Source organism: Streptomyces sp. NPDC017056, from assembly GCF_044332485.1.
Lineage (GTDB): Bacteria > Actinomycetota > Actinomycetes > Streptomycetales > Streptomycetaceae > Streptomyces.
Genome location: NZ_JBIRPD010000003.1, coordinates 144,341 through 164,065 on the forward strand (window position 1 = coordinate 144,341; position 19,725 = coordinate 164,065).

A 19,725-nucleotide genomic window follows, 5' to 3' on the forward strand; every position below is an offset into this window, starting at 1 on the left:
GGCGAGGCCGGGCAGATGAGGCCGGGCAGGCGGGCCCGCGGCACACGCGCCGCGGGCCCGCCGTCGTACCGGATACGGGCCGGATACGAGCCGGATACGGGTCAGACGTTGACGCCGAAGTCGGCCGCGATGCCGGCCAGGCCCGACGCGTAGCCCTGGCCCACCGCGCGGAACTTCCACTCCGCGCCGTTGCGGTACAGCTCGCCGAAGACCATGGCGGTCTCGGTCGAGGCGTCCTCGGTCAGGTCGTAGCGGGCCAGCTCGGCGCCGTCGGCCTGGTTGACCACGCGGATGAACGCGTTGCGGACCTGGCCGAAGCTCTGGCCGCGGCTCTGCGCGTCGTGGATGGAGACCGGGAAGACGATCTTCGAGACCTCCGCGGGCACGCCCGCCAGGTTCACGTTGACCGACTCGTCGTCGCCCTCGCCCTCACCGGTCAGGTTGTCACCGGTGTGCTGGACGGAGCCGTCCGGGCTGGTGAGGTTGTTGTAGAAGACGAAGTGCCGGTCGGAGACGACCTTGCCCGACTCGTTGCACAGCAGGGCGCTGGCGTCCAGGTCGTAGTCCGTGCCGGTGGTCGTACGCACGTCCCAGCCGAGGCCCACCGTCACGGCGGTCAGGCCGGGTGCCTCCTTCGACAGCGAGACGTTGCCGCCCTTGGCCAGCGAGACTCCCATGGATGTTCCTCCCGGATCGGGGTGTGGCCCCCTGTGCGGCAGACCACAAAATCTACAGTGCTGTAGAGGGAGACGAACGGGAGCGGGGACGCGTTCCCTGACCGCTCAGTAGGATGCGGCGACGCCCCGGACGAGCGGGGCACTCGGCACGACGGGAGGCGACGGCATGAACGGGGACCTCTTCGGCGACCCTGCGGGCGGACGCGACCGCGCGCGCCGCAGGGGCCAGGGCGAGCTGGAAGCGCAGGTGCTGGCCGCGCTCCACCGCTCACCGGGCCCCGCCACCGCCGCCTGGGTGCAGGAACACCTCGGTGACGACCTCGCGTACACGACGGTGATGACGATTCTCTCCCGCCTGTACGCCAAGAAGGCCGTCACCCGTGAGCGCGTCGGCCGGTCCTACGTGTGGACCCCGGCCGCCGACGAGGCCGGGCTTGCCGCATTGCGCATGCGCCGCGTCCTGGACAGCGAGTCGGACCGGGACGCCGTCCTGACCAGCTTCGTGTCGGCGCTCTCGGCCCACGACGAGCAGCTGCTGCGCGCCCTTCTGGAGCGCGCCACCGCCGACGACGACCCCGCCGACGACGATCCCGCGCGCGCCGCCGGAGATACCGCCGGAGACACCGCCGAGGACGCTCCCGGAAACGGCGGCCCCAGCGACCCCGCCCCCGTCGGCCGCCACCGCCCCGGAGACTGACTGACCCATGGGCGTCTTCGTCTTCCTTCCGCTCCTGCTGCCGCTGACCGCGCTGCCGATCGCCCGTCTCGCCGGTCAGCACCTGCACCCGCGCAGCACCACCCGCCTGCTGACCGCCCTGTCCGTGGTCCTCGGCGTGTGCAGCACGCTGTGCCTGGGGTTGCTGGTGGTGGTGGGGACCGCCCAGCTGCCGGGCAACCCGCTGCCCGACGGCTGGTCCGACCCCGAGGTGCGCGCCGCGGTGCCGATCGCCGAGGTCGCCGGTACGGCGGCCATCGCCGCGCTCGCCGCCGTCCTCGCGACCTGCGGCGCCGAGCTGCGCCGGCACCACCGGGTCCGCTCCCGCACCCACCAGGCGCTGGACGGCCTGCCCGGCGGTACGGAACTGGCGGTGCTCCCCGACGACATCCCGTACGCGTACGCCGTGCCCGGCCTGCCCGGCCGCCCCGGACGGGCGGCACGGCCCGGCCGGATCGCGGTCTCGCGCGGGATGCTGCGCAGCCTGGACAGCGACGAGCGCCGGGCGCTGTTCGCCCACGAGCGGGCGCACCTGGCGGAGCGCCACCACCGTTTCCTGCTCGCCGTACGGCTGGCGGGCTGCGCCAACCCGCTGCTGCTGCCGCTGCGCGCGGCGGTCGCCTTCAGCGCCGAGCGCTGGGCCGACGAGGAGGCGGCGCGTACCGTCGGCGACCGGCGGCTGACCGCGCGCGCCGTGGGCAAGGCCGCGCTGGTCTCCCGGCCCGCGCCGAGCCCGCTGCTGGCGGGCTTCGCCGATCCGGAGCCCGGCCCGGTACCGCGCCGGGTGGCGGCCCTTCTCGGCCCCGTACCGCCCGCCCGCAGCTGGCCGCCCGCCCTGACGCCGGCGGGCCTGGCCGCCCTGGTCGCCGCCGCGGGCACCGCCGCTTCGGCCCTCTCCTCGCTCAACGCGGCGGTCGCCCTCTTCCTCGTTCTGAAAGCGGCCACCCCGCTCTGAGCAGCCGTACAGCACAGCAGCCGTCTCGCTCTGAACAGCCGTACAGCACAGCAGCCACCCAGCCCTGAACCGCCGTACGGCACAGCGGCCACCCCGCCCCGCACCCCCGCCATGTGATCCGCCCCACACCCGTACATTTCTACAGCCCTGTAGATCTTGGCTGTAGAGTGCGCCAGAACGTTCACAACGGGCGCGTCGGGAGGGGGAGATGACGACGAGGTGCGGGTCCCGGTCCGAGGGCGGTCCGCCTCCGGAGGCGGAGGTGCAGTGGGTCTACCAGCCGGTGGAGCTGCAATATCCGGACGGTGGCTGGGAATTGGGCCGTATCAGCGCCTGGTGGCGGGACGGGGCGGGCGAACTGTGGTGCAGGTTGCGTACGATGCGCGGCAGCAGCGGCAGTTGCCCGCAGTGGTTCCCGTACGACCCCGACCGCATGCTCGTCCTGCCGAGCGCGGGCATCTGACGCACCAGAAGGACCTTTAGGCGTGCAAGACAGGCACCGGCCCCGGCGGGGCGCTTCCTCCGGCCAGACCGGCCAGACCGGCACTTCCGTCCACTCCGGCCCCTCGGACCCCACCGGCCCCACCGGCCCCTCCGGACCCGCCGGGGGCTCCGGCAGCCGTTCACGGCGGGCCGACCGGTCAGGACCCGACCGGTCGGGCCCCGGCCGGTCCCGCAGGGCAGCCGGCTCCGGCCGTTCGCGCAAGGCGGGCAAGGTCCGGATGACCCGGCGGGGGCGCATCCTCGCCTGGACCGGCGGCGTCATCGGCGTCCTCCTGCTGATCACGGCAGGCATCGGCGGCTGGGTCTACTTCAAGCTGGACGGCAACATCCACGGCGCGGACGTCGGCAGCCGCCTCGGCGGCGACCGCCCCGCCAACCTCAGCCCCGGCTCGAAGAACATCCTCGTCGTCGGTTCCGACAGCCGTGCAGGCGCGAACGCCAAGTACGGCAAGAACCTGGACACGATGCAGTCGGACACGCTGATGGTGCTGCACATCGCCGCCAACCGCGAGTGGGCCACCGCCGTCTCCTTCCCGCGCGACTCCTGGGTGTCCATCCCGTCCTGCGACAGCGGCAACGGCCGGAAGTCGAAGCCCCACCACTTCAAGATCAACGAAGCGTTCACCATCGGCGGGGAGAGCGGCGACGTCGGGAACGCGGCGGCCTGCACGATCAAGACCGTGGAGAAGAACACCGGGCTGCGCATCGACCACTTCGTCTCGGTCGACTTCCAGGGCTTCAAGGGCATGGTCAACGCGCTGGGCGGCATAGAGGTCTGCCCGAAGACCGCGATCCACGACAAGAAGGCGCACCTCGACATGGAGGCGGGCTGCCAGAACGTCCAGGACGAGAAGGCGCTCGGCTACGTCCGTACCCGCTACAGCGTCGGCGACGGCTCCGACCTCGGCCGGATCGGCCGCCAGCAGGAGTTCATGAAGGCGCTCGGCCAGAAGGCGCAGTCCAAGCTGGGCAGCCCGACGGCGCTGTACGACTTCCTCGACTCGGCGACCAAGTCGCTCACCACGGACCAGGACCTGGCCGGCGTCAAGCCGCTGTCCGAGCTGGCCTCCACGGTCAAGGACATCCCCAGCGACCGCCTGACCTTCCTGACCGTGCCGAACTACTCGCGCGAGGCCGACGTGCCCACCGACAAGGCCAACGTCGTGTGGCAGTACCCGCAGGCCGGCACGCTTTTCAGCGACCTGGCGCACGACAAGGAGATCGACAAGGACAAGCTGGCCGCCGCCGCCAAGAACCTCGTCACGGCGCGCTCGGTGAAGGTGCGGGTGCTCAACGGCACCGGCACGCCTGGCTACGCAGCCGGGGTGGCGACGGAGCTGCGCAAGCTGGGTTTCACGGTGGTGTCCACCGGCAACGCGGCCCCGGGCGCCAACGAGACGGTCATCGGCTACCCGGCGTCGATGGAGGCGCAGGCGAAGGTGCTGAGCGCCCGGCTGTCGGGCGTGAAGACGGAGAAGGCGGCGGACGGGGCGTCCGCGGGGGCGGGCGTGGTGACGCTGACGGTCGGCGAGGGGTTCAGCACGACGGGCTGAGACCCCGTCACGTCTCACAGCCGAGACCCGTCACGTCTCGCAGCTGAGGCCCTGTCACCTCACATAACGGCGGAGCGCCGGTCGGGCTGAGCAGTCAGCCCGACCGGCGCTCCGCCGTCGTAGGGGAGTCCCGGGGCCTCAGCCCTTGTCCTCCAGGTCGCCCTCGGTCTCCAGGAACGCCTCCCGGAGCGCCGTCAGCGTCTCCTTGTCCGGCTCGGCCCACATGCCGCGCGACTCCGCCTCCAGGAGGCGTTCCGCGATGCCGTGCAGGGCCCAGGGGTTGGCCTCCTGGAGGAAGGCGCGGTTCTCCGGGTCGAGGACGTACGTCTGCGCCAGCTTGTCGTACATCCAGTCGGCGACGACGCCGGTCGTGGCGTCGTACCCGAACAGGTAGTCGACGGTCGCGGCGAGTTCGAAGGCGCCCTTGTAGCCGTGGCGGCGCATCGCCTCGATCCAGCGCGGGTTGACGACGCGGGCGCGGAAGACGCGGGAGGTCTCTTCGACCAGCGTGCGGGTGCGCACCGTCTCGGGGCGGGTGGAGTCGCCGATGTACGCCTCGGGCGCGGTGCCCTTGAGCGCTCGCACGGTCGCGACCATGCCGCCGTGGTACTGGAAGTAGTCGTCCGAGTCGGCGATGTCGTGCTCGCGGGTGTCGGTGTTCTTCGCCGCCACCGCGATCCGCTTGTACGCGGTCTCCATCTCCTCGCGCGCCGGGCAGCCCTCCAGGCCGCGCCCGTACGCGTAGCCGCCCCACACCGTGTAGACCTCGGCGAGGTCGGCGTCCGTACGCCAGTCACGCGAGTCGATGAGCTGGAGCAGGCCCGCGCCGTACGTGCCGGGGCGGGAGCCGAAGATGCGGGTGGTGGCGCGGCGCTCGTCGCCGTGCGCGGCCAGGTCGGCCTGGGCGTGCGCGCGGACGTAGTTGACGTCGGCGGGCTCGTCCAGGGACGCGGCGAGCCGTACGGCGTCGTCCAGCAGGCCGATGACGTGCGGGAACGCGTCGCGGAAGAAGCCGGAGATACGCAGCGTCACATCGACGCGCGGGCGCCCCAGTTCGTCCGCCGGGATCGGCTCCAGGCCGGTGACGCGGCGCGAGGCGTCGTCCCAGACGGGCCGGATGCCGAGCAGCGCCATCGCCTCGGCCACGTCGTCACCGGAGGTACGCATCGCGCTCGTGCCCCACAGGGACAGGCCCACCGAGGTCGGCCAGTCGCCGTGGTCGGTGCGGTAGCGCTCCAGGAGGCTCTCGGCGAGGGCCTGGCCGGTCTCCCAGGCGAGCTTGCTGGGGACGGCCTTGGGGTCGACCGAGTAGAAGTTACGGCCGGTCGGCAGCACGTTGACCAGGCCGCGCAGCGGCGATCCTGACGGGCCCGCCGGGACGAAGCCGCCGGCCAGCGCGTGCACGGCGTGGTCGATCTCGTCGGTGGTGGCGGCCAGGCGCGGCACGACCTCACGGGCGGCGAAGGTGAGGATCGCGGCGACCGGTTCGCGCTGTGCCTCGGGCAGCTCCGCGGTGACCCGCTCCACGGCCGCGAGGTCCCAGTCCGCGTCGTCCATGGCCTGCACCAGGCCGCGGGCCTGCTCCTCGACCGCGTCGGCGGTCGTACGGGTCGCGGCCGACTCGTCCAGGCCCAGCGCCTCGCGCAGACCGGGCAGCGAGGACGTGCCGCCCCAGATCTGCCGGGCGCGCAGGATGGCGAGCACGAGGTTGACGCGCGCCTCGCCCTGCGGCGCGCCGCCGAGGACGTGCAGGCCGTCGCGGATCTGCGCGTCCTTGACCTCGCACAGCCAGCCGTCGACGTGCAGCAGGAAGTCGTCGAAGCCCTCGTCGTCCGGGCGCTCCTCCAGACCGAGGTCGTGGTGCAGCTTGGCGGCCTGGATCAGCGTCCAGATCTGGGCGCGGATCGCGGGCAGCTTCGCCGGGTCCATGGCGGAGATCGCCGCGTACTCGTCGAGCAGCTGCTCCAGGCGCGCGATGTCGCCGTACGACTCGGCGCGGGCCATCGGCGGTACGAGGTGGTCGACGAGCGTGGCGTGCACCCGGCGCTTGGCCTGGGTGCCCTCGCCCGGGTCGTTGACCAGGAAGGGGTAGATCAGCGGCAGGTCGCCGAGGGCCGCGTCCGGGCCGCAGGCGGCGGACAGGCCGGCGTTCTTGCCGGGCAGCCACTCCAGGTTGCCGTGCTTGCCGAGGTGGACCATGGCGTCGGCGCCGAAGCCGCCGTCCTCCTGGGAGGCGGCGATCCAGCGGTAGGCGGCCAGGTAGTGGTGCGACGGTGGCAGGTCCGGGTCGTGATAGATCGCGATCGGGTTCTCGCCGAAACCGCGGGGCGGCTGGATGAGGATGAGCAGATTGCCGCGGCGCAGGGCGGCCAGCACGATGTCGCCGTCCGGATTCTGACTCCGGTCCACGAACATCTCGCCGGGCGGCGGGCCCCAGTGCTCCTCGACCTGCTCGCGCAGCTCCTGCGGCAGCGTCCCGTACCAGCGCTTGTAGTCGGCGGCCGGGATACGGACGGGGTTGCGGGCGAGCTGCTCCTCGGTCAGCCACTCCTGGTCGTGGCCGCCCGCCTCGATCAGCGCGTAGATCAGCTCGTCGCCGTCGCCGGACTCCAGGCCGGGCACGGGCTCGTCCCCGTAGTCGTAGCCCTCTTCACGGAGGCGGCGCAGCAGCGCCACCGCGCTCGCCGGGGTGTCCAGGCCGACCGCGTTGCCGATGCGGGAGTGCTTGGTCGGGTACGCGGACAGCACCAGCGCCAGGCGCTTGTCGGCGGGCGCGATGTGGCGCAGCCGGGCGTGGCGGACGGCGATGCCGGCGACCCGGGCGGCGCGCTCGGGGTCGGCGACGTACACGGGCAGGCCGTCCTCGTCGGTCTCCTTGAAGGAGAACGGGACGGTGATCAGCCGGCCGTCGAACTCGGGCACCGCGATCTGGCTGGCGGCGTCCAGCGGGGACAGGCCCTCGTCGTTCTCCTCCCAGGCGCTGCGCGGCCCGGTCAGGCACAGGGCCTGGAGGATCGGCACGTCCAGCGCGGCCAGCGCGCCCGCGTCCCAGGACTCGTCGTCACCGCCGGCCGACGCCTCGGCGGGCTTGGTGCCGCCCGCCGCCAGCACAGTCGTCACGATGGCGTCGGCGGCGCGCAGCTCCTCGATCAGCTCCGGCTCGGGCGCCCGCAGCGATGCGACGAACAGCGGCATGGGGCGGCCGCCGGCCTCCTCGATCCGCTCGCACAGCGACTCGACGAAGCCGGTGTTTCCGCTCATGTGGTGGGCGCGGTAGTAGAGCACGGCGACCAGCGGGCCGGTCGCGGCGCCCGTGTCGTCCGTACGGGCCACGACCTCCGCGCCCGTACGCGCCTCGGCCGCCAGGTGCTTCGAGCGCTCCAGGTGGCCCCAGGAAGGCGCGGCGGCGGGCGGCTCGAAGCCGTGCCCGGTGAGCAGCACGGTGTCGGACAGGAAGCGGGCGAGCTGGTCCAGGTTGGCGGGGCCGCCGTGCGCCAGGTAGGCGTGGGCCTCGGCCGCGATGCCGATGGGGACGGTGGACGCCTCCATGAGCTGCGCGTCCGGGGCCTGTTCGCCGGTGAGCACCACGACGGGGCGGGTCTGGCCGGCGGCCAGGAGCTGGTCCAGGCCCTCCTGCCAGGCGCGCAGGCCGCCGAGGAGACGGACGACGACCAGGTCGGCGCCGTCCAGCAGGGCGGGCAGCTCGGCGAGGTCGAGACGGGCGGGGTTGGCGAGCCGGTACGGCACGGGACCGGCGGCCGCACGGGCGCTGAGCAGGTCGGTGTCGGACGTCGACAGCAGCAGGATCATTGCGGCGTCTGGCCTTCCTCGGGGTCCGCGCCCCGGGCGGTGTTCACGGACGGCGGGAGTTCCTGGCTCACCCGGTGGTGGCCGGGCTCACAGTGGCGGGACCGCGCCGGGTTCTCACCGGGCTTCCTCCCTTGGCGCCGTCGCTGGCGTCCGGTGGGCCAGCTGACCCACCGACCTGCATAGTAAGCGCTGTGCCCGGCGACGGGGCGGCGGACCGTCCGGGCCATCGTCGGTATGCTCGCCGCCATGCCGCCCACCCCCGCGATACCCCCGCATCGGGACGAAACCCTCATTCGGGACCGCGGTGACGCCTGCGTACGGGACCGCGGCGACGCCTGCCCCGGGGCGCTGCGGCTGCACTCCGCCGCCGACGGCTCCCTGGCCCGACTCCGCCTGCCCGCAGGGCTGCTGACGGCCCGTCAGGTCGTCGCCCTCGCCGACGCCGCGGACCGCCTGGGCGACGGCCACCTCTCCCTCACCTCCCGCGGCAACGCGGAACTACGCGGCCTGGGTGACGACTGCTCCGAGGCCCTCGCGGGCCTGCTGCGCGCCGCCGGGCTCCTCCCCTCCGACCGCCACGAACGCGTACGCAACATCGTGGCCACACCGCTCGCGGGCCTCGACGGCCAGGGCGCCGACGGCGGCGCCGCCGTCCAGGAATGGGCCCGTGAGCTGGACCGTCTCCTGTGTGCGAGCGACACGGCACCCTCGCTCTCCGGCCGCTTCCTCTTCGCACTGGACGACGGCCGCGGCGACGTGGCCTCGCTCGGCGCCGATGTGACGTTGGTCGCAGAACCCGGCGGCACGGCACTGCTGCGCGTCGGCGACGACGACCAGGCCCTGCGGCTCCCCGGCGGCGACGCCCCCCGCGCGGCCCTCGCCGCCGCCGAAGCGTTCCTCTCGGTCGCCCGCGAGGCAGGCAACGGCTCCTGGCGCGTACGGGAACTCCCGCTGGGCCACGACGCCACGGCCGTACGCGACCTGCTCCGTACGCTCCTCCCCCAGCCGTACCCGACGACTCCCGCGCCCCTGACTTCGACACCCGCCCCACCCCGCCCGGGAATGGTCGTCTCCCCCGACGGAACCCACGCCCTCTCCCTCCTCGCCCCCCTCGGCCGCCTCACCACCACCCAGCTCCGGCAGCTGGCCGCCTGCGTCCACGACGGCTCCGCCGAACTGCGTATGACACCCTGGCGCGGCGTGGTCGTCCCCGGCCTGCCCCCCGAGGCGGCCGGAGCCCGGCTGCGCGAACTGGCCGCGGCCGGTCTGGTCACCGACCCCGCCTCCCCCTGGTACGGCCTCGGCGCCTGCACCGGCCGCCCCGGCTGCGCCAAGTCCCTGTCCGACGTACGGACCGACGCCGTGGCCACCCTGCGCGAGGGCGGCACCGCACTGCCGGTCCACTGGTCGGGCTGCGCCCGCCGCTGCGGCCGTCCGCACGGCGCGTGGGTCGATGTCGTGGCCACCGGTGACGGCTACGACGTCGCAGTACGGGGCACCCGGGACGAGGCGCCCGCCGCGACCCACATCCCCCCGACCGACACCGACCGCCTCGCCGACGCCGTCGCGTCGGCGCGGGCAGCCACCCGTACGACCCCCACCACGACATGACCGAGGGCAACGAAAACACAGTGAGCGAGTTCGACTACGAGAAGGACGGCGCGGAGATCTACCGCCAGTCCTTCGCCACCATCCGCGCCGAGGCGGACCTCGCGGACCTGCCCGACGACGTCAGCAGGGTCGCCGTCCGGATGATCCACGCCTGCGGCATGACCGACCTCGTACGCGACCTGGCGTACTCCCCGAAGGTCGTCGCCCGGGCGAGCGAGGCCCTGCACAACGGCGCCCCGATCCTCTGTGACGCGAACATGGTCGCCAGCGGCGTCACCCGCAAGCGGCTGCCCGCCGGCAACGACGTGATCTGCACCCTCGCCGACCCGTCCGTACCGGACCTGGCCCGGCGCATGGGCACCACCCGCAGCGCCGCCGCCCTCGAACTGTGGCGCGACCGCCTGGAAGGCGCGGTGGTCGCCGTCGGCAACGCGCCCACCGCGCTCTTCCGCCTCCTGGAGATGATCGAGGAGGGCGCGCCCCACCCGGCCGCCGTCATCGGCATCCCGGTCGGCTTCATCGGCGCGGCCGAGTCCAAGGACGCACTGGCCCAGCACCCCTCGGGCCTGGAACACCTGGTGGTACGCGGCCGGCGCGGCGGCAGCGCCATGGCAGCGGCAGCGATCAACGCGATAGCGAGCGTGGAAGAGTGACCGAGCAGCACACCGCCGACCACACGGCCGAGCAGTCCTCCCCTGCCCCAGGGCGCCTGTACGGCGTCGGCCTCGGCCCCGGCGACCCGAACCTGATGACCCTCCGCGCCGTCGAGGTCATCTCGTCCGCCGACGTGATCGCGTACCACAGCGCCCGCCACGGCCGCTCCATCGCCCGCTCGATCGCCGAGCGCCACATCCGACCGGACCACCACGAAGAACCCCTGGTCTACCCGATCACCACGGAGTCGACCGACCACCCCGGCGGCTACCGGGGCGCCCTCGACGACTTCTACACCGAAGCCGCCGCCCGCCTCGCCGCGCACCTCGACGCCGGCCGCACGGTCGCCGTACTCGCCGAGGGCGACCCGCTCTTCTACGGCTCCTACCAGCACATGCACCAGCGTCTGGCCGACCGCTACGAGACCGAGGTCATCCCCGGCGTCACCTCCGTCAGCGCCGCAGCCGCCCGCCTCGGCAAGCCGCTCTGCGAGGCGGACGAAGTCCTCACCATCCTCCCCGGCACCCTGCCCACCGAGGAACTGACCGCCCGCCTCGCCGCCACCGACGCCGCCGTCGTCATGAAGCTCGGCCGCACCTTCCCCTCCGTGCACCAGGCACTGACCGACTCCGGCCGCCTCCCCGAGGCCGACTACGTCGAACGCGCCACGATGCCCGGCGAACGCACGGCGCCGCTGGCCTCGGTCGACCCGTCCACCGTCCCGTACTTCTCGGTGGCCGTCGTCCCCAGCCGCATCGCCACCCCGCCCCCGGCCCCCGTCACGGGCTCGGTCGTGGTCGTCGGCACCGGCCCGGCAGGCCCCCGCTGGCTCACCCCCGAATCGCGCGGCGCCCTCGCCTCCGCCACCGACCTCGTCGGCTACACCACGTACCTGGACCGCGTCCCCGTACGCCCCGGCCAGGCCCGCCACGCCTCCGACAACAAGGTCGAGTCCGAACGCGCCGAACTCGCCCTCGACCTCGCCCGCCGCGGCCGCCGGGTCGCGGTCGTCTCCGGCGGCGACCCCGGCATCTTCGCCATGGCCACCGCCGTCCTCGAAGTCGCCGCCCAGCCCCCGTACGCATCCGTCCCCGTACAGGTCCTCCCCGGCGTCACCGCCGCCAACGCGGCAGCGGCCCGCGCCGGCGCGCCCCTCGGCCACGACTACGCGGTCATCTCCCTCTCCGACCGCCTCAAGCCCTGGGAAGTCATCGCCGACCGCCTCCACGCCGCCGCCTCCGCCGACCTGGCGATGGCCCTCTACAACCCCGGCTCCCGCACCCGCACCTGGCAGGTCGCCAAGGCCCGCGAACTCCTCCTGGAGCACCGCGCCCCGGACACCCCGGTCGTCCTGGCCCGCGACGTGGGCGGCCCCGAGGAGTCCATCCGCGTGGTCCCCCTCGCCTCCCTCGCCCCCGAGGAGGTCGACATGCGCACGATCCTCCTCATCGGCTCCTCCCAGACGGAGTCCGTACGGCGCCCGGGCGACAGCCGCGAAACGGTCTGGACGCCACGGCGCTACCCGGAGAAGTAACCGTGTGACGAGCGGGCCGCGCCGACGTAGATCGCTTACCCTCGGCGCGGGCCCGCCGACCCGGCCGGCCCCTCAACGGGCACCCAAGCGGGGACAATTCACATGACCGCACGCTTACGCGCCACAGCCACAGCCGCCGCCACCGCCACCACGGCACTCCTGCTCGCGTCCACCCTCACCGGCTGCGCCACAAAGGACGAACGCTGCGGCCCGGCACCCTCGTCGCGCTATGACGCTGCCGACTTCCTCGGCGACTGGTCCGGCGAAGGCGCCATCACCCTCAAGGACCAGGGCGGCAAACTGGGCCGCACCTTCATGGTCCACGACTGGCCGAAGGACACGACCACCATTCCGTCCTCCGACGCCCGCCCCTCCTCAGGCTTCATCGGCAACGGCGGCTGGACCGTCTCCCCGGACCGCACCACCCTCACCCTCACCTTCGACCGCCTGGACGCCGCGTTGGAGCGCAGCACCATCCACACCCTCCAGGTAGGCGAGGAAAAGAATCAACCTGTGCTCTACGCGCGCGTCGGAGACCCGAAGACCTGCCACGTCTTCGCGCTCAAGCGCGAGGGAGACTGAGTCAGCCCGCCTATGAAGGCGCCCCAAGCCTCATGCGTGAATATGAGCACCGGGCCGCCCGGGTCCTTGCTGTCGCGTACGGGAAGGACACCGGGGAAGCCATCGGCGACCTCGACGCAGGTCGCGTCGCCACCGTTGCTGTAGCTGCTCTTCCGCCACGCGACGGCATGCAGGTCACGACGGGTGTTCATGGGGTACTGGCCTCCATCACCTGTTGGATAAACGCGACCGAGTCAGTCAGCGAGAGGGACATGTCCCTCAACCGATCGTAGGACACGCGGTGTTGGTTCACCTCGGCCATGTCCTCGATCAAATCTCCCGACTTATTGCCTTCGAGGTAGGCAACGGCACTCCCGTCGGCCATCCACAGCAGGGTCAGCGAGCCACCCATCAGATCATGTGTGCCTGCGCTGAAAGGCAGCACCTGAATAGCGACATTCGGTGTTCTGGCCATCTCCAAGATGTGGCTGAGCTGGCCGTACCAGGCTTTGGCATCAGGCAGGGGACGCCGGAGCACGGCTTCATCGAGAATGATGCGCACACTCGGCGGCGGGGTCCGCTTCAACAGCTCCTGCCTGCCGAGCCGGGCAGCCACCCGGTCTTCCAGCAGGTTCGCGCTGATCGGTGTCGGAGCCGCCGACAGTACAGCGCGGGCATAGTCCTCGGTCTGGAGCAACCCGGGAATGGCCATCATGTACTTGTGCATGACGACGGCCCTCGCCTCGTACTGCATGAACCGCTTGAAGCGGTCGAGGAAGGCGCCGCGGCGTGCCAGTGACCAGAGTCCGACCAGGAGTTTCCCGGTGCCGTAGATGTGGTCCAGCGCCACCATGACGTCCCGCCTCGACAGGCGCTCCCCGTTTTCCAGCCGGTTCAGGTACGTACGGTCGTAGTTGGCTTCGTCAGCCAGTTGGCTCAGCGTCTTACCGGATACCTCGCGCAGGCGGCGCAGCTCGCGGGCAAGTACTTCGCGGGCCGACTCCTCTTCGTCGAGGCCAGGTTCATCCACCACAGCGCTCAGCTCCTCGTTGTCGTGCCCGGAGGGCAACGGCGACCCGCTACCGCACTTCCATCCGGAGCGTAACGATGAGTGCACGCAAGGTGTTTGCGGATTCCGTCGACCGCTCAAAGGCAGAAACACATGGCTACGACCGAGCACGCCCGAACCACAAATACGATCAAAAACGCCGAGGAAGCGCGCGACGAACTCCGTACCGCACTCACCGCCGTCGGCATCAAGCTCCCCACCCTGAGCCTGGACGCCGCCTCCCTCACCGGCGACGCCGCCCGCCCGCTCGTCACGCTCGGCCGCTGCACCCCCGAGGTGGCCCGCCGCCTCGCCGACGTACTCCGGACGTGCTCCCCATGACCGACGAGCCGCCACACCCCCCGCCCCCGAAGCCGCCCCCGCCCCCGCCCCCGCCCCCGGACGACGCCGAACGCCGCGAGGCACTGGTGGCGCGCGTCAGAGAAGCCAACCGCTGGAGCACGGCATGGCCGCGGTGAAGCGCGGACCGAGAGGTTGACGCCCAGCTCGGGCCATCATAACGTTCCGATCCGAGTCGGAACGTTATGATGTCGCTCGTCGACGTGAAGGAGCCGCACCGTGAAAGCAGTGATCGCCGGGGCTGCCGGAGACACCGCCACAACCGACGCGCCGGAGCCGTCTCCCGCCCCCGGCCAGGTACGCGTCGACGTCGAAGCCGCCGGTGTCGGGTATGTGGACGTGATGGCGCTGCGGGGCGAATACGCGGCATTTCCCGGTGCGGGGGCGGTGCCGGGGGTGGAGGCCGTCGGCCAGGTGACGGCGGTCGGGCCGGATGTGTCCGAAGGACTGGTGGGACAGCGGGTGCTGGCTCTGCTACCGGGCTTCGGGGGTTTTGCCGAGACAGCCGTGGCCGACGCCGAGCTGGTCTTCCCGGTCCCGCCGGGCGCGCGAGCCGCTGATGTGGTCGCGATTGGCGCCAACGCGCTGGTTGCCGAACTCGCGCTCTGGCGGGTGGGGGCGGCTGCCGGGGAGCGGGTACTCGTCCGTGGCGCCGGAGGCGGGATCGGGATGCTCGCCACGCAGTTCGCGCGCGCCCGGGGAGCCGAGGTCACCGCCGTCACCTCGTCCGCGCCCCGCGGTGAACGCCTGCGGGCCCTGGGGGCCTCGCACATCATCGACCGGACCGGGGCGTCCACGCTTCCCGATGCGACTTACGACATTGTCGTGGACACGGTCGCCGGGCCTGAGCTGGGGAAACATCTCGAACTCCTGCGGCCCAACGGGCGCTATGTGCTCTGCGGCGCCGCCGGCGGATTTCCCGACGCCGCATCCCTCGCGCCGCTGCTGAGTAATTTCCACAAATCGCCGTCGCTGTACGCGTTCAGCCTCAATTCGGTGGCTCCGGAGGACCTCCGGCTTTCCTGGGAGAGGGTGATGGCGCTTCTGGACGAAGGCCGTGTCTCGGCTGTGGTCGATCAGGAATTCCCGCTCGCCGAGGCCGGCGACGCACTCCGGCGGGTGGCGGGCGGGAAGGCGTTCGGCAAGGTCGTGCTGCTTCCCCGGTAAGGTTGCCGGGCAACAGGATCGGCGTGCGGTTCCCGGGAGTGTTCGATGGCGCGCAGGCGGGACGAGCGGATCGACCACGCCGTGCTGGCCGCGGTGACCGAACTCCTACGGGAAGTCGGCTACCCGGGCCTGACCATGGAAGCCATCGCGCAGCGGGCGGGAACCACCAAACCCGCCATCCGGCGGCGCTGGGAGAGCCAGAAACACTTGGTCGTCGAGGCCATGGCCCAGGGCAGGGTCGGTGTCGTAGAGATCGACACCGGATGCACCCACTGCGACCTCGTCGGGCATCTCGAAGCGCTCCGGGTCGCGATGGACGATCCGACCTTCGGCCTTGTACTCCCCGCGCTGGTGGCCGATCTCGCGGACGACCCGCAGCTGCGGGAACGCTTCCTCACCGAGTTCTGGGCACCTCGCCGGGAGGCGTGCGTCGCGTCCCTGCGGAAGGGGCAGGCACGCGGTGATCTCCGGACCGGCCTCGATGTCGATCTCGTGCTGGACCTGTTCGCCGCTCCCATCGTGTTCCGGGCGCTCTTCGGCCACTCCGGCCTCGGGCCGGAATTCCCGGAGGATGTCGTGTGCGCCCTGCTCTCCGGGACAGGGACAGGTGGCGGAACCAGCGAAGGGCACGGCTGCGAACAGCACCGCGCGCTACCCGCTCAAAGCACCGGCAGCCAGCCGACCGCCTGATCCGGAGCCCCGACGACCGGCACGCCGGGCGGGGCGCCCGGCCTCTGTACGACCACGACCGGCACCCCCGCCTCGCGTGCCGCCGTGAGTTTCGGGGCGGTGGCCGCCGCGCCGCTGACCTTTGTCGCGCTACGGCGCCGCAGACTTCCACGGCACCTGGTCGTCCCTGAAAGGACACCTCAAACTCAGCCAACCCGGCGGCAAGCTGGGCCGCACTGGCACGGCGAACGATTCGTGGCGGAACTGGACGACCATCTCCTCGCCATGCAGTGAATCTGTGCGCTCGCTGTCCCCGGCCACCCGACCCACCCGTGCACAAGTTGTCGGGTCCGGCAAGGTGGTTTCTTTCTAGCGTGGTGGGTGGAAGGGAAGGAGGCCGGGGTGCTGGAGCGGCTTAATTTGGCCATGGACCGCATTGAGGAATGCCTTGGCGGGCGGATCGACGTGGGCGAGCTGGCGCGTGTCGCGCTGACGACGGAGTACCACTTCCGGCGGTTGTTCTCCGCGCTCGCGGGGCTGCCGCTGTCGGAGTACATCCGGCGCAGGCGGCTGACGGTCGCGGGTGCCGAGGTGCTCGCCGGGGAGCGGACGTTGCTGGATGTCGCGGTGCGGTACGGCTACACCTCGGGCGAGGCGTTCGCGCGGGCGTTCCGTGCCATGCACGGGGTCGGGCCGGGCGAGGCGCGGCGGACCGGTGCGAGTTTGCAGTCCCAGCCCCGGATGTCCTTTCGCCTGATTGTCGAAGGGAGCGGCAGCATGCGGTACAAGGTGGTGGAGAAGGACGCGTTCCGGGTGGTCGGCAAGAAGGTGCGTGTGCCGCTGGTGCATGTGGGGGGCAATCCGGCCATCGTCGAATTCGTACGGGGGATGGGCGAAGAGACGCTGCGGCGGATGGAGGCTCTGTCCGATCAGGTGCCGGAGGGGATCGTCGGGGTGAGTGACGATCTCGACCCGAGCCGGGCGGAGGGGACGGAGCTCGATTACTACCACGGTGTGGTGACCGGCGCGGAGGCTCCCGAGGGGCTGGACGCGCTCGCCGTCCCTGCCGGGGCGTGGGCCGTCTTCGAGAACTCCGGGCCGTTTCCGCAGACGCTCCAGTACATGTGGCGGGACGTGTTCACGCAGTGGTTCCCGTCCAACCCGTACCAGAGCCGGCCGGGGCCGGAGATCCTGCGGACGCGGCTGTCGGCGGATGGCGCTCAGGCGGACGCGGAGCTGTGGATTCCGGTGGAGCGGAGCCAGGTGACCGCCTGATCCGGAGTCCCGACGACCGGCACGCCGGGCGGGGCGTCCGGCCTCTGTACGACCACGACCGGCACCCCCGCCTCGCGTGCCGCCGTGAGTTTCGGGGCGGTGGCCGCCGCGCCGCTGTCCTTCGTCACGAGGACGTCGATGCGGTGGCGGCGGAGGAGGTCGCGTTCGCCTTCGAGGGTGAAGGGACCGCGGTCGAGGAGAACCTCCATGTGCGGTGGGAAAGGCGGCTCGGGGGCGTCCACGGAGCGGACCAGGAACCAGAGGTCGGTGGGGTGGGCGAAGGTGGCGAGACCCATGCGGCCGGTGGTGAGGAAGACGCGGTGGCCGAGGGCGGGGAGGGCGGCGGCGGCCTCGGCGAGGGAGGCGACCGGGTGCCAGTCGTCGCCCTGGCCGGGGACCCAACCGGGCCTGCGGAGGGCGAGCAGGGGAACATGGGCCGTGGCGGCGGCCTGCGCCGCGTTGAAACTGATCGTGCCGGCGAAGGGATGGGTGGCGTCGATGAGCGCGTCCACCGCGTGCTCGCGCAGCCAGTGTGCGAGGCCGTCCGGGCCTCCGAATCCACCGATGCGGATTTCTCCGGCCGGGAGCCGGGGCGCGGCCACGCGCCCGGCGAGGGACGTGGTGACGCGCAGCGCGGGCAGCCGGTCCGCCAGGTCGGCGGCCAGCCGGCGGGCCTCGGTCGTGCCGCCGAGGATCAGGACGTGCGGGCGAGGGCGTACGGGATCGGTGGGAGCGGTCATGACGGGTGGGCTTCTCCGTGGCTGAGGCGGGTTCGCAGGGGAACGGTACGGGAGGCGCAGCGGGCGGGCGTACGGCGCAGCTCGCGCACACCGGGCTGCGGCACGGCTGGACGACCGGCGCCTGCGCGACCGCGGCGGCCACGGCCGCGTACACCGCGCTGCTGACCGGGGACTTCCCCGACCCGGTGACGATCACGCTGCCGAAGGGGCAGACGCCCGCGTTCGCGCTGGCGGCCGAGGAGCTGGGCGAGGACCGCGCCAGGGCCATGGCGGCCGTCGTGAAGGACGCGGGGGACGACCCCGACGTGACGCACGGGGCGCTGATCCGGGCGACGGTGCGGCGGCTTCCGGCGGGCAGCGGGGTGGTGTTCAAGGCCGGGCCTGGGGTCGGTACGGTCACTCGTCCCGGGCTGCCGTTGGACGTGGGCGAGCCGGCCGTCAATCCGGTGCCGCGGCAGATGATGCGGGAGCATGTCGCCGGGGTCGCGGCGCGGTACGGGGACGGCGGCGACGTCGAGATCGAGCTGTCGGTCGATCACGGCGAGGAGATCGCGCGCAGTACGTGGAATCCGCGGCTGGGCATTCTGGGCGGGCTGTCGATCCTGGGGACGACCGGGATCGTGGTGCCGTATTCGTGCTCGGCGTGGATCGACTCGATCCGGCGGGGCGTGGACGTGGCGCGCGCGGCCGGGCGTACGCACGTGGCCGGGTGCACCGGCTCGACCTCGGAGAAGGTCGTGGTCGCCGAGCACGACCTGCCCGAGGACGCGCTGCTGGACATGGGGGACTTCGCGGGCGCGGTGCTCAAGTACGTACGACGGCATCCCGTGCCCCGGCTGACCGTCTGCGGCGGCTTCGCGAAGCTGTCCAAGCTGGCGGCGGGCCACCTGGACCTGCATTCGGCGCGGTCTCAGGTGGACAAGGGGTTCCTGGCGGACCTGGCCCGGCAGGGCGGCGCGGACGAGGCACTGGCGGCCGAGGTCGCGGAAGCGAACACCGGGCTGGCCGCGCTCCAGCTGTGCGCGGCGCGCGGCGTACCGCTCGGTGACCTGGTCGCCGCGACGGCCCGCGACGAGGCCCTGGCGGTCCTGCGCGGGGCGCCGGTCGCGGTGGACGTGATCTGCATCGACCGGGCGGGGAACGTGGTGGGGCGGGCCGCCCCGCGCGGACCGTAGCCGTCAGGCGGCGGGCGGCGCCCCGAAGGGGACGTCCTTCGCGTACGCGATGACCTCCACCTCGTCGCCCAGCGCCCATTCCGCCACGCGCGAGGCCATCGCCGCCGGGACGCCCTCGGTCTCGCCGGGCGCGGGCGGGATGTCGTACGTGCCGTGCGCGTCGTGGGGCAGGACGACGCGGTACTCCCGCTCCAGGGCGGCACGGGCCGTCGCCAGGACGCACATCTCGGACATCACGCCGCAGACGACGAGGGACCGTACGCCGGACCCGGCGAGCAGGCCGCCCAGCGGGGTTTCGTGGAAGCCGTCGTCCTCCGTCTTGCGGATCACGACCTCGCGGGGGCCGGGGACGACCGGAAGGTGCAGCTCCCAGCCCTTGGTGCCCGTCTCGTCCGACATGCCGGGCGCGCCGTCGTTCTGGAGGTGGACGATCAGGGCTTCGGCGGCCCTGGCGCGGTCGAGCAGGTCCTCGATGCGCTCCTGGACGGCCGCCGCGTGCGGTACCGCCTCCTCGCCCCCGAAGAAGGCCGACTGGGCGTCGACGACGATCAGGGCCTCGGCCGGCCGCACGCCGCTCTCACTCCCCACGGGCACCACGCTGTCACTCCCCACGGGCCCCACGCTGTCGCTCCCAACAGGCCGCACACGCTCGCTCATTCGGCCGATCCTGCTGCACCCGCCGCTCCCGATCAACCCGTTATCCGGTCCCGTTATGCG

At 72.4% G+C, this 19,725-nt stretch carries 19 protein-coding genes, 1 pseudogene and 1 riboswitch; of the genes and pseudogenes, 13 read left to right on the forward strand and 7 right to left on the reverse strand.

Annotation, left to right across the window (positions count from 1 at the left end):
• Nucleotides 1-101: 101 nt before the first annotated feature.
• The gene (locus ACH4OW_RS06320) at nucleotides 102-677 is read right to left on the reverse strand and encodes a TerD family protein (RefSeq protein ID WP_360138604.1); all 576 of its coding nucleotides are present in this window, start codon (nucleotides 675-677) and stop codon (nucleotides 102-104) included.
• Between the two features lie 166 nt (nucleotides 678-843).
• Between ACH4OW_RS06320 and ACH4OW_RS06325 the strand changes: the two genes are divergently transcribed.
• The 4 genes from ACH4OW_RS06325 to ACH4OW_RS06340 all read left to right on the forward strand — a co-directional run bounded on the left by ACH4OW_RS06325 (nucleotide 844) and on the right by ACH4OW_RS06340 (nucleotide 4,404).
• Nucleotides 844-1,374, forward strand: a complete 531-nt coding sequence (locus ACH4OW_RS06325; protein WP_360138607.1) for a BlaI/MecI/CopY family transcriptional regulator — start codon at nucleotides 844-846, stop codon at nucleotides 1,372-1,374.
• 7 nt (nucleotides 1,375-1,381) lie between these two features.
• Complete coding sequence (locus ACH4OW_RS06330) at nucleotides 1,382-2,347, forward strand: M56 family metallopeptidase (RefSeq protein ID WP_398025395.1); 966 nt, start codon at nucleotides 1,382-1,384, stop codon at nucleotides 2,345-2,347.
• A 208-nt stretch (nucleotides 2,348-2,555) separates the two neighbouring features.
• A complete protein-coding gene (locus tag ACH4OW_RS06335; protein ID WP_360138613.1) occupies nucleotides 2,556-2,810 on the forward strand; it encodes a hypothetical protein in 255 nt (84 codons plus the stop codon).
• A 259-nt stretch (nucleotides 2,811-3,069) separates the two neighbouring features.
• Nucleotides 3,070-4,404 carry an LCP family protein gene (locus ACH4OW_RS06340; RefSeq protein ID WP_398025984.1) on the forward strand — a complete coding sequence of 445 codons (1,335 nt, stop codon included), beginning with the start codon at nucleotides 3,070-3,072 and terminating at the stop codon, nucleotides 4,402-4,404.
• A gap of 138 nt (nucleotides 4,405-4,542) precedes the next feature.
• Here ACH4OW_RS06340 and cobN read toward each other — a convergent pair whose 3' ends face one another.
• Nucleotides 4,543-8,214, reverse strand: coding sequence for a cobaltochelatase subunit CobN (gene cobN, locus ACH4OW_RS06345; protein ID WP_398025397.1), 3,672 nt, complete (start codon nucleotides 8,212-8,214; stop codon nucleotides 4,543-4,545).
• Nucleotides 8,215-8,270: 56 nt separating this feature from the next.
• Nucleotides 8,271-8,343, reverse strand: a riboswitch (cobalamin riboswitch).
• 105 nt (nucleotides 8,344-8,448) lie between these two features.
• On the opposite strand from cobN, the gene cobG reads away from it, so the two are divergent.
• From cobG to ACH4OW_RS06365, 4 genes are all read left to right on the forward strand, one after another.
• The gene (cobG, locus tag ACH4OW_RS06350) at nucleotides 8,449-9,825 is read left to right on the forward strand and encodes a precorrin-3B synthase (RefSeq protein ID WP_398025399.1); all 1,377 of its coding nucleotides are present in this window, start codon (nucleotides 8,449-8,451) and stop codon (nucleotides 9,823-9,825) included.
• Nucleotides 9,822-10,478, forward strand: coding sequence for a precorrin-8X methylmutase (locus ACH4OW_RS06355; RefSeq protein WP_398025402.1), 657 nt, complete (start codon nucleotides 9,822-9,824; stop codon nucleotides 10,476-10,478). The genes cobG and ACH4OW_RS06355 overlap by 4 nt, the downstream gene beginning before the upstream one ends.
• Nucleotides 10,475-12,013, forward strand: a complete 1,539-nt coding sequence (locus ACH4OW_RS06360) for a precorrin-2 C(20)-methyltransferase (RefSeq protein ID WP_398025404.1) — start codon at nucleotides 10,475-10,477, stop codon at nucleotides 12,011-12,013. Before ACH4OW_RS06355 ends, ACH4OW_RS06360 begins: the two co-directional genes overlap by 4 nt.
• Before the next feature lie 102 nt (nucleotides 12,014-12,115).
• Nucleotides 12,116-12,595 carry a hypothetical protein gene (locus tag ACH4OW_RS06365; RefSeq protein WP_398025407.1) on the forward strand — a complete coding sequence of 160 codons (480 nt, stop codon included), beginning with the start codon at nucleotides 12,116-12,118 and terminating at the stop codon, nucleotides 12,593-12,595.
• On the opposite strand, the gene ACH4OW_RS06370 is transcribed toward ACH4OW_RS06365, so the two are convergent.
• Both ACH4OW_RS06370 and ACH4OW_RS06375 read right to left on the reverse strand, forming a co-directional pair.
• Complete coding sequence (locus ACH4OW_RS06370) at nucleotides 12,532-12,786, reverse strand: DUF397 domain-containing protein (protein WP_398025410.1); 255 nt, start codon at nucleotides 12,784-12,786, stop codon at nucleotides 12,532-12,534. The two genes, ACH4OW_RS06365 and ACH4OW_RS06370, sit on opposite strands and share 64 nt — an antisense overlap.
• Nucleotides 12,783-13,607, reverse strand: coding sequence for a helix-turn-helix domain-containing protein (locus tag ACH4OW_RS06375; protein ID WP_398025412.1), 825 nt, complete (start codon nucleotides 13,605-13,607; stop codon nucleotides 12,783-12,785). Before ACH4OW_RS06375 ends, ACH4OW_RS06370 begins: the two co-directional genes overlap by 4 nt.
• A gap of 129 nt (nucleotides 13,608-13,736) precedes the next feature.
• Between ACH4OW_RS06375 and ACH4OW_RS06380 the strand changes: the two genes are divergently transcribed.
• From ACH4OW_RS06380 to ACH4OW_RS06390, 3 genes are all read left to right on the forward strand, one after another.
• Nucleotides 13,737-13,964: a hypothetical protein gene (locus ACH4OW_RS06380; protein WP_398025414.1), complete on the forward strand. Its 228-nt coding sequence runs from the start codon at nucleotides 13,737-13,739 to the stop codon at nucleotides 13,962-13,964.
• A 237-nt stretch (nucleotides 13,965-14,201) separates the two neighbouring features.
• A complete protein-coding gene (locus tag ACH4OW_RS06385) occupies nucleotides 14,202-15,149 on the forward strand; it encodes a zinc-binding alcohol dehydrogenase family protein (RefSeq protein ID WP_398025416.1) in 948 nt (315 codons plus the stop codon).
• Between the two features lie 45 nt (nucleotides 15,150-15,194).
• Nucleotides 15,195-15,839, forward strand: coding sequence for a TetR/AcrR family transcriptional regulator (locus ACH4OW_RS06390; RefSeq protein ID WP_398025418.1), 645 nt, complete (start codon nucleotides 15,195-15,197; stop codon nucleotides 15,837-15,839).
• Here the strand turns inward: ACH4OW_RS06390 and ACH4OW_RS06395 are convergent.
• A pseudogene (locus ACH4OW_RS06395) lies at nucleotides 15,809-15,964 on the reverse strand (precorrin-6A/cobalt-precorrin-6A reductase); the annotation flags it as partial. The gene ACH4OW_RS06390 and the pseudogene ACH4OW_RS06395 sit on opposite strands and share 31 nt — an antisense overlap.
• Nucleotides 15,965-16,220: 256 nt before the next feature.
• Between ACH4OW_RS06395 and ACH4OW_RS06400 the strand changes: the two are divergent.
• The gene (locus ACH4OW_RS06400; protein ID WP_398025986.1) at nucleotides 16,221-17,093 is read left to right on the forward strand and encodes a GyrI-like domain-containing protein; all 873 of its coding nucleotides are present in this window, start codon (nucleotides 16,221-16,223) and stop codon (nucleotides 17,091-17,093) included.
• Here ACH4OW_RS06400 and ACH4OW_RS06405 read toward each other — a convergent pair.
• Complete coding sequence (locus ACH4OW_RS06405) at nucleotides 17,039-17,833, reverse strand: cobalt-precorrin-6A reductase (protein WP_398025421.1); 795 nt, start codon at nucleotides 17,831-17,833, stop codon at nucleotides 17,039-17,041. The two genes, ACH4OW_RS06400 and ACH4OW_RS06405, sit on opposite strands and share 55 nt — an antisense overlap.
• Before the next feature lie 17 nt (nucleotides 17,834-17,850).
• Between ACH4OW_RS06405 and ACH4OW_RS06410 the strand changes: the two genes are divergently transcribed.
• The gene (locus ACH4OW_RS06410) at nucleotides 17,851-19,008 is read left to right on the forward strand and encodes a cobalt-precorrin-5B (C(1))-methyltransferase (protein WP_360136961.1); all 1,158 of its coding nucleotides are present in this window, start codon (nucleotides 17,851-17,853) and stop codon (nucleotides 19,006-19,008) included.
• A gap of 3 nt (nucleotides 19,009-19,011) precedes the next feature.
• On the opposite strand, the gene ACH4OW_RS06415 is transcribed toward ACH4OW_RS06410, so the two are convergent.
• Nucleotides 19,012-19,596 carry an isochorismatase family protein gene (locus ACH4OW_RS06415; protein ID WP_398025423.1) on the reverse strand — a complete coding sequence of 195 codons (585 nt, stop codon included), beginning with the start codon at nucleotides 19,594-19,596 and terminating at the stop codon, nucleotides 19,012-19,014.
• Between the last annotated feature and the right edge of the window lie 129 nt (nucleotides 19,597-19,725).